Below are 13,705 nucleotides of genomic sequence, written 5' to 3' on the forward strand. Positions count from 1 at the left end.
CCCGATGGCAGTGGGTCAGTCACAGATACCTCCCACATTTGGACCCAGTTCGACATGCCACACCGGTCGGCTCCAAGGTCGCCATTACCGCAGAAACGGATATGCACTTGATCCCAAGGAAAAAAATATGCCGCGATTCACAAAGATTCTGATCGCCAACCGCGGCGAAATCGCCTGTCGCATACAGCGCACCGCTCAGGCCCTGGGCTACCGCACCGTGGCGGTGTACAGCGAAGCCGATGCCCTGGCCCTGCACGTGCAAATGGCTGACGAAGCGGTGAATATCGGCCCGGCGCCGGTGCAGCAGTCGTACCTCAACATCGACGCTATCCTTGATGCAGCCCAACGCACAGGCGCGACGCAATCCATCCCGGCTACGGCTTCCTCTCGGAAAACCCCGAGTTCGCCCAAGCCTGCCTGAACGCAGGCATCACTTTCATCGGGCCCAGCCCCGACGCCATCGCACTGATGGGCAGCAAGCGCCTGTCCAAACTGGCCATGCTCAACGCCGGCGTACCGTGCATCGCCGGTTACCAGGGCAGCGCCCAGGACGACACCACCCTGCACGCCGAAGCCGAGCGCATCGGCTACCCGTTGATGATCAAGGCCAGCGCCGGCGGCGGCGGTCGGGGCATGCGCCTGGTGCATCAGCGCGAGCAGTTGCTGGAACACTTGCGCACCGCCCGTTCCGAAGCTCAGAACGCCTTCGGCAGTGACGAGCTGATCCTCGAACAGGCCCTGATCGAGCCGCGCCATGTCGAAATCCAGCTGTTCGGCGATACGCAGGGCAACCTCATTTACCTGGGCGAACGCGACTGCTCGATCCAGCGCCGCCATCAAAAAGTCATCGAAGAAGCGCCCTGCCCGGTGATGACACCCGAGCTGCGCCAGGCCATGGGCGAGGCCGCGCTCAAGGCCGGCCGTGCGGTGAACTATGTGGTGCCGGCACCGTGGAATTCCTGCTCGACCGTAACGGCCGGTTCTATTTCCTGGAAATGAACACCCGCCTGCAGGTGGAACACCCGGTCACCGAACTGATCACCGGCCTCGACCTGGTGGCCTGGCAACTGCAGATCGCCGCCGGCCAACCGCTGCCACTCACCCAACCGCAGGTAACCCTGAGCGGCCACGCCATGGAAGTGCGCCTGTACGCCGAAGACCCGGCCCAGGGTTTCCTGCCGCAAACCGGCGAGGTGCTACGCTGGGAACCCGCGCCTGGGATCCGGATCGACCATGGGCTGTGCGAAGGCGCCACCATCAGCCCGTTCTATGACGCCATGCAAGGCAAGCTCATCGCCCACGGCGCCACCCGCGAAGAGGCCCGGCGCAAGCTGCTGCGGGCGGTGGAGGACAGCGTGCTGCTCGGCGTCACCACCAACCAGCGCCTGTTGGCCGAGCTGCTCAAGCATCCGGACTTTATCCGTGGTGACTTCAGCACCGCGTTTATCGCCGACCACTTCAACGTCATCCCGCCCCCGGTGGCGACCAATGAACAGCTTGCCCTGGCCGCCGCGCTGTTTTATCACCACGGTGCCGACCGGCACTCCCCAGGCTTGACGGGATGGCGGAACAACCTCGGCACGCCTTGGACCTGTCGCCTCGAGGTCAACGACGACATCCATACGATCACCGTCAGCCCCCTGCAACTCACCACCGATGGCCGCCACGCCACGGTGGTGCTCAATGGCATCCGCCGCCGTATCCCTTATCACCTCCACGGCAACCGACTGTGGCTGCCGGGCGTGACGGTGACCGACCGCACCCAGCAAGCCGCCCACCGCCAGGCCGACGTTCGCGGCGGCACGCTCAAGGCGCCGATGGACGGTGCCATCGTCGACGTGCGGGTCAGTGCCGGTGACCGCGTGAGCAAAGGCCAACTGCTGCTGGTGCTGGAAGCCATGAAAATGGAGCATCCGCTGACCGCGGGCATCGATGGCATCGTCACAGGCGTGCAAGTACTCGCGGGCGATCAGGTGCGCAATCGCCAGGTGTTGCTGGAGATCGAATAGCCCCTAGGCGGAACTACAAGGCCGGGCTACGCTCTATCCCCATCAGGAAGGGAAGAGTACGGGAACCTGCACGATGCCTCATTGGCTGATTATTGATCTTGAAGCCACAACGGATGAAGGCGGCTGGCCCGTGATGGAGATGGAAGTCATCGAGATCGGCGCAAGCCTGGTCAACCGCCAGGGCCGCGAACTGGACCATTTCCAGCGCTTTGTGCGGCCGCTGCGCCGTCCATTGCTGACGCCCTTTTGCCGCCAGCTGACCCACATCACCCAAGCCAATATCGACGCCGCCGCCCCTGTCACCGAGGTGTGGCCGCTGTTCGAGCGCTGGTTGGGCCAGCATCAGGCGCGCCTGGAAGGCTGGGCCAGCTGGGGCGATTACGATCGCGTGCAGCTTGAGCTCGAATGGCAGCGCCATGGCCTGGCCAGCGCCCTGGCAGACACGCCCCATGTGAACCTCAAGCAGCGCTTCGCCAAGGCCCGGCGCCTGGACAAGCCCCTGGGACTCAATGGGGCGCTGCAATTGGCGGGGATGCAGTTCCATGGTCAGCAACATCGGGCATTGGAAGATGCACGTAACACCGCACGCCTGCTGCCGCTGATTTTGCCGGTCTAGGCAGCTTCCCCGGCCTTGGGCATACTGGCCGACCTTTCCAGCCCCTTTTTCCGAGGAATCGCCCATGTTCAAAGTCAACGAGTACTTCGACGGCACCGTCAAGTCGATCGCTTTCGGCACCGCAGAAGGTCCGGCGACCATCGGCGTCATGGCCCCGGGTGAATACGAGTTCGGCACCGCCCAGCGTGAAATCATGCACGTGGTCTCAGGCGCCCTTATCGTCAAGCTGCCTGATGCCGAGTGGGAAACCTTCGCCGCCGGCAGTCAGTTCAACGTGCCGGCCAACATCAAGTTCCAACTGAAGGTCGCCGTGGACACCGCTTACCTGTGCGAATACCGCGACTAAGGGTTGCACCGCTGAAAAAAAATGCCCGTCTCCTGCGAGACGGGCATTTTTTATGGGCGCCGGCTATTACTCGAGGACCGTCACGGCCATGCCCACTTCCAGGCGCCCCACCCCGTCGTTAACCAGGTTCTGGCCGAACATCGCGCCTTGTTCGGTCTTGCGATAAGTCTGCAGCGTGGCAAAGGGTTCGCGGTCGGCACTACGCTCGCCGGTCCGCGGGTCGATGGTGGTGAGCACGCAGCGTGAGCAGGGCTTGACCATACGAAATTCGATATCGCCGATGCGCAGGCGTTTCCAGCCATCTTCGGCAAAGGCTTCAGCGCCTTCGATCACCAGGTTGGGGCGAAAGCGCAGCATTTCCATGGGGCGGCCGATTTCCCGCGAGAGGTCATCAAGGGAACCCTGGCCGATCAGCAGTAACGGATAACCGTCAGCGAACGCCACCTGGTCATCATCGCGGCCATAGCCCGCCTGGGTGGTACGCGCGCGTTCCAGCGGCATTTGCACCAGGCGCGTTGGCTTGCCGATGAAGTCGCTGACCCAGGCGGCGGCCGCAGTACCGGCGTCCGGTACGCGCAGGGTGTCGTTCCAGATAGTCACGCCGCGCAGTTCGCTGGCGCTGTCGGGCAATGCCACGTCCAGGGACGGATAGCCCGGCGAACTCAGGGTGAGCCCGCCAGCCGCGTTCCACAACGCCGACAGCTGGCTCATCTTTGCCACCGCGCGCTGCGTAAGGAAACGCCCGCTGGCCTCGTCCACCAGCATCCAGCGTCGATCCCCCTCCAACCCGAGCTTATCCAGGCCCACTGCCTGCAAGGTTTCGGCCTTGCCGGACTTCAAGGGGTAACGGTACAACGCGCTGAGACGAAGCATGGGCCTGCATTCCTGGGGGGCAAAGATGCCCACCCTAAGGTCAAGCCGAGGCTTCGTCCAGCATCAGTCGCTGACGCACCACATCCACTAGTTTGTCGGGCTGGAATTTGGACAGGAAATTGTCGCAACCGACCTTCTTCACCATCGAGTCGTTGAAGCTGCCGGACAGCGAGGTGTGCAACACCACGTACAGCTTGCGCAGGCGCGGGTCGTTACGGATCTCGGTGGTGAGGCGGTATCCATCCATCTCGGGCATTTCGGCGTCGGTGAAGATCATCAGCAGCTTGTCGGTCATCACGTGGCCGGCGTCGGCCCAGGCCTTGAGCATGTTCAGCGCCTTGAGGCCGTCGCTGGCAATGTGCATCTTCACGCCCAGTTGGCCCAGGGTGTCGCGCAGTTGCGACAGGGCGACATTGGAGTCGTCCACCAGCAGCACTTCGCGGCCACGGGCGCGCTCCAATACCGGGTCTTCGAGCTTTTCACGGGAAACCTTGGCGTTGTAGGGCACGATCTCGGCGAGGACTTTCTCCACGTCGATGATCTCCACCAACTGGTCGTCGACCTTGCTGATCGCGGTGAGGTAATGCTGGCGCCCGGCGCTGGTCGGCGGCGGCAGGATGGCTTCCCAGTTCATGTTGACGATGCGGTCCACGCCGCCGACCAGGAACGCCTGCACCGAGCGGTTGTACTCGGTGACGATGATGGTGCTGTTGGGGCCCGGCACCAGCGGACGCATGCCGATGGCCTGGGACAGGTCGATCACCGGCAGGGTCTGGCCACGCAGGTTGACCACACCGCACACGAAAGGGTGACGCTGAGGCATCAGGGTCAGCTTGGGCAATTGCAGGACTTCCTGCACCTTGAATACGTTGATCGCGAACAACTGCCGCCCGAACAGCCGAAACATGAGGATTTCCAGGCGATTCTCACCCACCAGTTGCGTGCGTTGGTCTACCGAGTCGAGAATGCTGGCCATCAAATGCTCCTGGTGTGCGCAGATAACATCATGCGCGAGGGATTATGCAGTGCTGTAAGCGGGTTATCGGCGGCGAACGCCGGATCTTGACCCCCAATAAAATGCCATGCAAAGCCATTGATGTCACACTGACATCATGCTCTACTGCTCAGGTGGTTCCAAGAGAATCACAGCAAGACCTCGCGACACTCAAAGCATCGCGAAGTTCCTCTATATAGGGGATTCCCCTAGGCGCAATCAGGCCCAACCTGATATTCGCAATATCTAATAGCCATTAATGTGACGCCATTCTCATTGCATGAATGGAGTCAGGCTTTTGTTTGCCACGCCAAGCCCCCGGCCTACGGGTATTTCAGACGTAAGTGTCACGTCCCTTGACGGTGTGCAACCGAGCCCACTCACCCGGGCCGAGCGTCGCCGTGCCCGTCATTCAAATAAACGTCCTACTGAATTATCGGATTCGGCCTACAGGTCAAAGTCAATTTTCGGCGCTATTTTTAAGTCATTCACCCGGTGCAGCATCTCATCGCCCGACCTTACGTTGTGGAGACTTGTATGATGAACAGCGCAAATGAATGGCAAACCACACTCCCCCAATTCTTGCTTGAGGCGCAAAAGCTGCTGACCAAGTCAGAAGAGTGCCTGAGCCATCTGCACCTGATTCGCGATGACAGCGATGCCATCGACTGCATGAAGACCAGCCTGATCAAACTGGCCGAAAAGGCCGACAGCCTGGCACTGCAGGCCATCAGTGAGTTCTCCCGGCATATCCAGCAACTGATCGCCAACGCCGAAAGCCCGATGCAATTGCATGACCAGGCGCTGGACGCGCTGCATGACTGCCTGACCCTGCTGGCCTGGCAACTGGAGCTGATCGATGTCCGGACCGGCGAGTTGACCATGGATGAGAGTGAACAGGCCACGCTGATCGCAACCGTCACCTTGCAGATTCCGCAGAAAAACTTCAGTCATAAACCGCAGCAACGTGTGCATCCGGCACTGTGAGGCGTATGCACCTGCCAACGACAGGATCAACTAACGCACTGCACTTTTAACGCACTGCACGTTACCCGGCACACAAAAATAGCAATAAGCCATCATTGCTCGTAGCGATACAACCTCCTTTAGACTCTCCCCGCAACGCCATGAACACTGGGAATACCGCCCAGGTATCGGTGCGATTAATGAGCCGGCCGGGCCACTGCGCCAGGCGACCAACGGTAAGAGTGGTGGTACTATGCCTCGCTCGAAGTGACTCAACTTCATCATGTATAAAACAGACTCGACAACGCGTTCCCAACAGAGTCCGGCCAATCGCCATGACCGGTCTTCCCGCAGTGAACCTTCATCGGCTCCCTCCGCTATGTACGCCAGCCTCAAGACACTTATCGCCAGGTCCGCGTCAGGCAGCCATGTACGCCGCCTGATCCTCATGCTGTGCCTAGGCTCGCTGCTGCTGAGTCTGTGGGCCTACCTGCACAGCGCGCCGCTGCCGATCATGGTGCCGCTGCTCAATCTGATCCTCTTGCTGGTGGTGGGCCTGCGGCAGTGGCGCTCGCGCACCGCCATCAAGTTCCAGCCCCAGGAACTGGCCGACCGCCTGCTGCAAGTACAGGAAAACGAACGCCATCGTCTCAGCCGCGACCTGCACGACGATATCGGCCAATTGCTCACGGCCGCCAAGCTGCAGAGCGAATGGCTCAAGCGGCGCCTGCCGACAGACCTGCAAGACCAGTGCAACGTGCTGTGCAACACCCTGAACGAGACCCTGGCCAAGGTGCGCGACGTCTCGGCCATCCTCAACCCCCGGCAGCTCACCAGCCTGGGCCTGGAAGCCAGCCTGCGCGCGCACCTGCTCAAGACGCTGGAAAACACCCCCGTGCACTGGAGCCTGGAATGCCAGCAGCGCTTGACCGGCATCCCGGAAGAAATAGCCGTGGCGGCCTTTCGCATTACCCAGGAAGCGGTGACCAACATGCTGCGCCATGCCCAGGCACATAACCTGCTGGTGCGCCTGCAACGTCTGCCAGAGGGCCTGTCGCTGAGTATCAGTGATGACGGCCAGGGCTTTTCGCCCGCCCTCGATCCAGGTCGGGAGGGTCAACGAGGCATGGCCGGTATGTCCGAACGAATCAGTCAATTGGGGGGCACCCTGTCCGTCAACAGCCAGCCAGGCAAGGGCACACGGATTGACGTGCTTTTCCCCTGGGCGCCGCGCGCCCTCGAACGGGCCAGTTCCCCTAAGGTTTACGAGTGACCTGCACATTACTCCTGGTGGATGACCACGCACTGATTCGGGCCGGCGTACGCGCGCTGGTCCAGGATATTGCCGGCTACACCGTCGTCGGCGAAGCCAGCGATGGCGCGCAGTTGCTTGAGCAGTTCAGCGTCTTGCAGCCGGATATCGTATTGCTCGACCTATCGATGAAACACACCGGCGGCCTGGATGCGCTGCAGCAACTCAAGCGCGTCTATCCCAGGAGCAAGGTGCTGATCCTGTCGATGCACACCGACCCGGAACTGATCATGCAGGCGCTGGAGTCCGGCGCCCATGGCTACCTGCTCAAGGACACCAGCGCCAATGAGCTGGAACACGCGCTGCTGGCCTTGCGCAACAACGAACGCTACCTGAGCCCGGCGATCGCTCACACGGTGATCAATCAGGCGCTGGTGCGCAGCCAGGGCCCGGCTGCCGCCGCCGTCCACAGTCACAACCTCACAGCCCGCCAGCTGGAAATCCTGCGCTTGATCGTGCGCGGCAAGTCCACCCGCGAGATCGCCCACGGCCTGGGCCTGAGCATCAAGACCGTGGAGGCGCACCGCTCGCAGATCATGAAGCGCCTGCAGATATTCGACGTGGCGGGTTTGGTGTTATTTGCCGTGCGCGAGCAGATCATCAGCCTGGACGACTAGCGGCGACCCCACCGGCAAGTGCACACGCAAGGCTTTGGGCAAGACCTCGAAACGCAGGTCGTCGCTCTCGAGTGGTTCACCGTCAAGGTTCAAGTACAGGCCTTCAGCCTGCTTGACCTGTACCCACGGCAAGCGCGCCCGCACAAACATCGTCTCCAGGCCCCAGCCGTTGCTCATCAGCTCACGCAACGTGCCGACCACCTCCTGGGGCGCGGGCAGAATGCTCACGTCGAGCAGCCCATCATCGGCCATGGCCCGCGGACAGAGCTCATGCCCACCGCCCGCCTGGCGGCCGTTGCCGATGCCCAGCGCGAGCAGTTCACCTTTCCAATGGAAATCCGGGCCATCCAGTTCGGCATAGGCGGCCCTCAACTCGCTGAACCGCGACAGGCCGGTGAACAGGTAGGCAGCGCCGCCCAGGACCTTCTTCAAGTCTTCCGACGTATTGGCCGTGACCTGGCTGCCGAACCCCCCCGTGGCCATGTTCAGGAAGATCTGCCCGCCGACCTGGCCCAGGTCGATGGCCCTGGCGGGCACATCCAGCAACGCCAGGGCAGGGCAGGCTCCAGCGGTACGCCGGCGGCCTTGGCGAAATCGTTGGCCGTGCCCAGGGGCATCAACACCAGGCTGGCATCGGCCTTCGCCTGTGCCATCGCTTCGGCCACGTCACGCAAGGTGCCGTCGCCACCGCCTGCGATGATGTGCGTATAACCGCCATCCAGGGCCTCCCTGACCAGGCGCTGGGCATCACCGCCCTCCCACGTCACCCGTACCGCCAATTCCCAACCCTGCCCACGCCGCGCCTGCACGGCCGCACGCACGTCCTCGTTGAGGGCTTGCTTGCCGTGGAGAATCAACAGTGCCTTGGCGGTGGTCATGGGTGGGTTACTCCTGGGTCGAAGGTGCTTGAAGGATGTTGACCTCAAACCAGGAAGGAAAGTGCAGCCGCAAGTCATCCGCGACAAGTCGCACGCCTCAACCTTGCCGCTTGAAGCTCGCAGTTTTCAACTGCTCTTATGCAACTTACTCATCAACTGCGCCTCAGCCTGCGTCAAGCCGCACGACTGGGTCAGCTCGTCCACCGTCGCCCCCATCCCCACCAGTTTCGCCGCCTGAGCGAACGATAGGCTGGCGGGATCGCGCTGCTCCAGTTGCACCAGCTTGTCCGGCAACGGCGCCACGATTGCGCGCAGCTCGTGCACCTCGTCCCCGACCTTCACCGCACTTTGCTGATAATGGTCGAACCGCTTGACCAGCTCCAGCACACGCCGATCACGTACGGCATCGCGCTCGGCCTGTTGCAAGGCCAATTCGCGCTGCTGGCTGACATGGCGCAGCAAAAACGCCAACGTCCCGGCCCACAGCAGGGCCAGGACAATTACCGCCGCCTCAAGGAACAATCAGATATTCTCCAGTTCCGACCATTCTTCTTCGCTCATCATCTTGTCCAGCTCAACCAGAATCAGCAGTTCGTTGTTCTTGTTGCACACGCCCTGGATGAACTTGGCGGATTCTTCGTTACCCACGTTCGGCGCGGTTTCGACTTCCGATTGGCGCAGGTAGACCACTTCCGCCACGCTGTCGACCATGATACCGACCACTTGCTTGTCGGCTTCGATGATGACGATACGGGTGTTGTCACTGATCTCGGACGTATCGAGGCCAAAACGCTGGCGGGTATCGATCACCGTCACCACGTTGCCGCGCAGGTTGATGATACCCAGTACGTAGCTTGGCGCACCGGGAACCGGAGCGATCTCGGTGTAGCGCAGCACTTCCTGCACGCGCATCACGTTAATGCCGTAGGTCTCGTTGTCCAGCTTGAAGGTAACCCATTGCAGGATCGGATCGTCTGTAGTGCTCTTACTTGGATTGCTGCTCATACTCATGACCCCTTCAAATGCCGTTGCGTACGGCGTGTGTGCTTCGTTGGCCGCACTTGCGCACGGCCCTTGTTGTTCAATCAACTGCGTTTATTGGCGGACATTTCCTTGACGGCGCCACTGGCGATCAATTCCGCCAGCTCGGCGACGTCAAGCAACGCGCACATGTGTTCGATCACGGTGCCCGCCAGCCAAGGCCGCTGGCCCCGGTGGCTGCGCCATTTGATTTCATTCGGGTCCAGGCGCAGCGAGCGGCTGACCTGATGCACCGCCAGCCCCCACTCGTAGCCCTGAACCGAGATCACGTATTGCAAGCCTTGGCGCAAGTCATCGCGATAGCGGTCGGGCATCACCCAGCGCGCGGTGTCCAGCACCTTGAGGTTGCCGGCCTGGCTGGGCAGGATCCCGAGGAACCAGTCGGGCTGGCCGAACAGCGGCGTCAGTTCCTGGCCTTCCAGCGAATAGATCGAACCCAGGCACACCAGCGGCACCGCCAGGGTCAGGCCGGCGACGTCGAACAGCAAACATTCGAACGGTTCCGCCGCCCAGGACGGGCGACCGTCGCCGCTCACCGGCGGCGGGGTGATGCTTGGCGGCAGGTGCACTTCGACCACCGGCTCGACCACCATCAGCGGCGTCACCGGTTTCACCACAACCGGTGCCTCGACCGGCACGATCAGCGGCGCCGCGTGCGCATCGCGGGCCTGCTCTTCCAATACAGCCAGCTGGAACTCATCCAGGCTGCTCGACGACGGTACTTCTACCGCCGGTTCCAGCGCCAGGATCGGTTCCGGCAATGGCTCCTCGGTCGCGTCCTGCAGCAAGGCATCCAGGTAGGATTCCAGCGCCAGTTGCGGCCGGGTCTTGGTCTTGAGTTCGACGGGGCGGTTCATCATCAAGCCACCTGCGCCACAAGCTGCTGCGATAACAGGTGCTTGAGCAACGCGCGGTAGGCCATCACGCCACGGCTTTTGGCATCGAACTGCGAAGGCGTCAGCCCGGCACGGCTGGCATCGCGCAGGCGCGTGTCCACCGGGATGTAGCCATTCCAGATGGTCTGCGGGTAGGCATCGCGCAATACGCGCAAGGTGCCGAGCGACGCCTGGGTGCGACGATCGAACAGCGTCGGCACGATGCTGTACGGCAGCGCCTGTTTGCGCGAACGGTTGATCATCGCCAGGGTGCTGACCATGCGCTCCAGGCCTTTGACCGCCAAGTGCTCGGTCTGCACCGGGATCACCAGTTGCTGGCTGGCCGCCAGGGCGTTGACCATCAGCACGCCGAGCAACGGCGGGCTGTCGATGATGGCGTAGTCGAAGTCCTGCCACAGCTGCGCCAGGGTCTTGGCGATCACCAGGCCCAGGCCGCTCTGGCCCGGCGACTGGCGCTCAAGAGTGGCCAGCGCGGTGCTCGATGGCAGCAGGGAAATGTGCTCGCTGCTGGTCGGCAAAAGCAGCTGGCCGGGCAAGTCGCTCGGCACGCTGCCCTTGTGCAGGAACAGGTCATAGCAGCTGTGTTCCAGCTCATCCGGGTCGTAACCGAAATAGCTGGTCATCGAGCCGTGGGGGTCCAGATCGACCACGACCACACGCTTGCCCGCCTCAGCCAGCAAACCGGCTAGAGCGATGGAGGTGGTGGTCTTGCCGACCCCGCCTTTTTGATTGGCAACTGCCCAGACTCTCATTCGGATGGTTCCTCCCGGTGGGCACAGGCGCGACCGAGACATTGCATAAGGTTATTGAGCCGGCGACGGAGAATTGACGGCACTCTGACGAACCGGCGGCTTTGCAGGGGCCGGTGCAGTTTGTGTGCCAGCACGCCTCAAAGCCGCGTCCGGTGTTGCATTGGCGGTGCCGGTGGCGGTCAGGCTGCGGCGCACGTCCAGGTTGCGCGAGACCACCAACACCACCCGACGGTTGCGCGCACGGCCTTCCACCGTAGCGTTGTTGGCCACCGGCTGGAACTCGCCATACCCCACCGACGCCAGGCGTCCGGGGCTCACGCCCTGCATCGCGAGCATGCGCACAATGCTTGCGGCACGCGCCGAGGACAGTTCCCAGTTGGTCGGGTACTGCGCGGTGCTGATCGGCACATTGTCGGTAAACCCTTCGACGTGCACCGGGTTCTCGAACGGTTTGAGGATCGCCGCCACCTTGTCGATGATGGTGAACGCCTGGTCGCTGGGCATCGCGTCGGCACTGGCGAACAGCAGGCTGGAATTGAGCTCGATCTCCACCCACAACTCGTTGCCGCGCACGGTCATCTGGTTGGAGCTGATCAGGTCGCCGAACGCGGCGCTGATGTCATCGGCGATGCTTTTCAGCGGATCGCTGGTGCCGCCCACACCGGCAGCTGTTTCATCGCTGTCATTGACCAGCGGCTTGGCCGGCGTCACGGTCCTGGGCCGTTCTTCGCCGATGGGAATCGGCTTGAGCGAGCGGTCGGCGTCGTTGAACACACCGATCAGCGCCTGGGAGATGACTTTGTACTTGCCTTCGTTGATCGACGAGATGGAATACATCACCACGAAAAACGCAAACAGCAAGGTGATGAAGTCCGCGTAGGACACCAGCCAGCGTTCGTGGTTGACGTGCTCTTCAGGCTCGCGACGGCGACGGCTCACAGGCAGGCACCTCTCTGTACACAGTACTTATGGCTCGCTCGCCACAACAAGGCCGCAGGCCAGCTATACATATCCATCAATCCATGAAGCCCTGGAGCTTCAATTCGATGGAGCGCGGGTTCTCGCCCTCGGCGATCGAAAGAAGGCCTTCGAGCAACATTTCACGGTAACGGGACTGGCGCATGGCAATCGACTTGAGCTTGCTCGCCACCGGCAGCAGCACCAGATTGGCACTGGCCACACCGTAGATGGTGGCGACAAATGCCACGGCAATCCCGCTGCCCAGTTGCGAAGGGTCAGCGAGGTTGCCCATCACGTGGATCAGGCCCATCACCGCACCGATGATGCCGATGGTCGGCGCGTAGCCACCCATGCTTTCAAAGACTTTGGCGGCGTTGATGTCGCGGCTTTCCTGGGTGTAGAAATCCACCTCGAGGATGCTGCGGATCGCTTCCGGCTCGGCGCCGTCCACCAACAACTGCAAGCCTTTGCGCGCATAGCTGTCGGGCTCGGCATCGGCCACGCCTTCGAGACCCAGCAGGCCTTCCTTGCGGGCGGTGAGGCTCCAGTTGACTACGCGGTCGATGCCACCGGGCAGGTCGACGCGCGGCGGGAAAATGATCCAGATCATGATCTGCATCGCACGCTTGAATGAACTCATCGGCGACTGCAACAACGCGGCGCCCACGGTGCCGCCGATCACGATCAGCGCCGCCGGGCCGTTGGCCAACGCACCGAGGTGGCCGCCTTCGAGGTAATTGCCGCCAATGATCGCGACAAACGCCATGGTGATGCCGATCAGGCTCAACACGTCCATCAGAGGCAGGCCTCCACCAGGTGCTTGCCGATATCGTCCAGGCTGTAGACGGCGTCGGCCAGGTCAGCCTTGACGATGGCCATGGGCATGCCATAGATCACGCAACTGGCTTCGTCCTGGGCCCAGATCGCGCTGCCGCCCTGCTTGAGCAGCGCGCGCCTTCGCGGCCGTCGGCGCCCATGCCGGTGAGGACCACCGCCAGAACTTTGTCGCCGTAGGATTTGGCCGCCGAACCGAACGTGATGTCCACGCACGGCTTGTAGTTGAGACGCTCATCGCCCGGCAGGATTTTGATCGCGCCACGGCCGTCGACCATCATCTGCTTGCCACCCGGCGCCAGCAACGCCAGGCCAGGGCGCAGGATGTCGCCATCCTCGGCTTCCTTGACGCTGATGCGGCACAGCTTGTCCAGGCGCTCGGCAAAGGCTTTGGTGAACGCGGCGGGCATGTGCTGGATCAATACGATAGGTGCCGGGAAGTTGGCCGGCAGCTGGGTCAACACCCGCTGCAAGGCGACCGGGCCACCGGTGGAGGTGCCGATGGCGACCAGCTTGTAGGCTTTGCGCTTGGGTGCCGACGATTGCGCAGTCGCCGGCGCCGACGTCCGTACCGGTGGCGGCGCGGGTCGTGCAAGCGGCGCGGGTGCCGG

At 62.3% G+C, this 13,705-nt stretch carries 13 protein-coding genes and 3 pseudogenes; 6 read left to right on the plus strand and 10 right to left on the minus strand.

What is annotated here, in order from left to right:
* Positions 1-127: 127 nt before the first annotated feature.
* The 3 genes and pseudogenes from JWR98_RS08580 to ppnP all read left to right on the plus strand — a co-directional run bounded on the left by JWR98_RS08580 (position 128) and on the right by ppnP (position 2,971).
* Positions 128-2,009, plus strand: a pseudogene (locus JWR98_RS08580) (acetyl/propionyl/methylcrotonyl-CoA carboxylase subunit alpha).
* A 73-nt stretch (positions 2,010-2,082) separates the two neighbouring features.
* Positions 2,083-2,625 (plus strand): 3'-5' exonuclease, encoded by a 543-nt coding sequence (locus JWR98_RS08585; RefSeq protein WP_078734077.1) that lies wholly within the window; start codon positions 2,083-2,085, stop codon positions 2,623-2,625.
* A gap of 64 nt (positions 2,626-2,689) precedes the next feature.
* Positions 2,690-2,971, plus strand: a complete 282-nt coding sequence (gene ppnP, locus JWR98_RS08590; protein WP_078734078.1) for a pyrimidine/purine nucleoside phosphorylase — start codon at positions 2,690-2,692, stop codon at positions 2,969-2,971.
* Between the two features lie 66 nt (positions 2,972-3,037).
* Here the strand turns inward: ppnP and JWR98_RS08595 are convergent, their stop codons facing one another.
* Together JWR98_RS08595 and JWR98_RS08600 are read right to left on the minus strand one after the other, a co-directional pair.
* Positions 3,038-3,844, minus strand: a complete 807-nt coding sequence (locus JWR98_RS08595; RefSeq protein ID WP_205489767.1) for an MOSC domain-containing protein — start codon at positions 3,842-3,844, stop codon at positions 3,038-3,040.
* Positions 3,845-3,884: 40 nt separating this feature from the next.
* Positions 3,885-4,820 (minus strand): chemotaxis protein CheV, encoded by a 936-nt coding sequence (locus JWR98_RS08600; protein WP_003175278.1) that lies wholly within the window; start codon positions 4,818-4,820, stop codon positions 3,885-3,887.
* Positions 4,821-5,375: 555 nt separating this feature from the next.
* Between JWR98_RS08600 and JWR98_RS08605 the strand changes: the two genes are divergently transcribed.
* The 3 genes from JWR98_RS08605 to JWR98_RS08615 all read left to right on the plus strand — a co-directional run bounded on the left by JWR98_RS08605 (position 5,376) and on the right by JWR98_RS08615 (position 7,733).
* On the plus strand, positions 5,376-5,825 hold the full coding sequence (locus tag JWR98_RS08605) for a hypothetical protein (RefSeq protein ID WP_176156659.1): 450 nt from the start codon (positions 5,376-5,378) through the stop codon (positions 5,823-5,825).
* A 358-nt stretch (positions 5,826-6,183) separates the two neighbouring features.
* Complete coding sequence (locus JWR98_RS08610) at positions 6,184-7,077, plus strand: sensor histidine kinase (RefSeq protein ID WP_078734080.1); 894 nt, start codon at positions 6,184-6,186, stop codon at positions 7,075-7,077.
* Positions 7,074-7,733 (plus strand): response regulator transcription factor, encoded by a 660-nt coding sequence (locus JWR98_RS08615; protein ID WP_078734081.1) that lies wholly within the window; start codon positions 7,074-7,076, stop codon positions 7,731-7,733. Before JWR98_RS08610 ends, JWR98_RS08615 begins: the two co-directional genes overlap by 4 nt.
* Here JWR98_RS08615 and yegS read toward each other — a convergent pair.
* The 8 genes and pseudogenes from yegS to cheB all read right to left on the minus strand — a co-directional run.
* Positions 7,692-8,611: pseudogene (yegS, locus tag JWR98_RS08620) on the minus strand (lipid kinase YegS). The gene JWR98_RS08615 and the pseudogene yegS overlap by 42 nt on opposite strands.
* A 126-nt stretch (positions 8,612-8,737) precedes the next feature.
* Positions 8,738-9,133 (minus strand): DUF2802 domain-containing protein, encoded by a 396-nt coding sequence (locus JWR98_RS08625; RefSeq protein WP_078734083.1) that lies wholly within the window; start codon positions 9,131-9,133, stop codon positions 8,738-8,740.
* Positions 9,134-9,616, minus strand: coding sequence for a chemotaxis protein CheW (locus JWR98_RS08630; protein WP_078734090.1), 483 nt, complete (start codon positions 9,614-9,616; stop codon positions 9,134-9,136).
* An 80-nt stretch (positions 9,617-9,696) separates the two neighbouring features.
* Positions 9,697-10,509: a CheW domain-containing protein gene (locus JWR98_RS08635; RefSeq protein ID WP_078734084.1), complete on the minus strand. Its 813-nt coding sequence runs from the start codon at positions 10,507-10,509 to the stop codon at positions 9,697-9,699.
* A 2-nt stretch (positions 10,510-10,511) separates the two neighbouring features.
* Positions 10,512-11,300, minus strand: coding sequence for a ParA family protein (locus JWR98_RS08640; protein ID WP_078734085.1), 789 nt, complete (start codon positions 11,298-11,300; stop codon positions 10,512-10,514).
* A gap of 51 nt (positions 11,301-11,351) precedes the next feature.
* Complete coding sequence (gene motD / locus JWR98_RS08645) at positions 11,352-12,239, minus strand: flagellar motor protein MotD (protein ID WP_003175286.1); 888 nt, start codon at positions 12,237-12,239, stop codon at positions 11,352-11,354.
* 76 nt (positions 12,240-12,315) lie between these two features.
* Positions 12,316-13,056: a flagellar motor protein gene (locus JWR98_RS08650; protein ID WP_078734086.1), complete on the minus strand. Its 741-nt coding sequence runs from the start codon at positions 13,054-13,056 to the stop codon at positions 12,316-12,318.
* Positions 13,056-13,705 (minus strand): annotated as a pseudogene (cheB, locus tag JWR98_RS08655) (chemotaxis-specific protein-glutamate methyltransferase CheB); the annotation flags it as partial. The gene JWR98_RS08650 and the pseudogene cheB, both read right to left, overlap by 1 nt.

Origin of the sequence: Pseudomonas lactucae, from assembly GCF_016937615.1 — a bacterium.
Lineage (GTDB): Bacteria > Pseudomonadota > Gammaproteobacteria > Pseudomonadales > Pseudomonadaceae > Aquipseudomonas > Aquipseudomonas lactucae.

What these genes read in the sequence shown, in the direction of transcription:
- JWR98_RS08630 (WP_078734090.1), bottom strand. Translation starts at nt 9,616, where the DNA reads ATGAGCAGCAATCCAAGTAAGAGCACTACAGACGATCCGATCCTGCAA.
- JWR98_RS08595 (WP_205489767.1), bottom strand. Translation starts at nt 3,844, where the DNA reads ATGCTTCGTCTCAGCGCGTTGTACCGTTACCCCTTGAAGTCCGGCAAG.
- JWR98_RS08650 (WP_078734086.1), bottom strand. Translation starts at nt 13,056, where the DNA reads ATGGACGTGTTGAGCCTGATCGGCATCACCATGGCGTTTGTCGCGATC.
- ppnP (WP_078734078.1), top strand. Translation starts at nt 2,690, where the DNA reads ATGTTCAAAGTCAACGAGTACTTCGACGGCACCGTCAAGTCGATCGCT.
- JWR98_RS08600 (WP_003175278.1), bottom strand. Translation starts at nt 4,820, where the DNA reads ATGGCCAGCATTCTCGACTCGGTAGACCAACGCACGCAACTGGTGGGT.
- JWR98_RS08635 (WP_078734084.1), bottom strand. Translation starts at nt 10,509, where the DNA reads ATGAACCGCCCCGTCGAACTCAAGACCAAGACCCGGCCGCAACTGGCG.
- JWR98_RS08610 (WP_078734080.1), top strand. Translation starts at nt 6,184, where the DNA reads ATGTACGCCAGCCTCAAGACACTTATCGCCAGGTCCGCGTCAGGCAGC.
- JWR98_RS08585 (WP_078734077.1), top strand. Translation starts at nt 2,083, where the DNA reads ATGCCTCATTGGCTGATTATTGATCTTGAAGCCACAACGGATGAAGGC.
- JWR98_RS08640 (WP_078734085.1), bottom strand. Translation starts at nt 11,300, where the DNA reads ATGAGAGTCTGGGCAGTTGCCAATCAAAAAGGCGGGGTCGGCAAGACC.
- JWR98_RS08605 (WP_176156659.1), top strand. Translation starts at nt 5,376, where the DNA reads ATGATGAACAGCGCAAATGAATGGCAAACCACACTCCCCCAATTCTTG.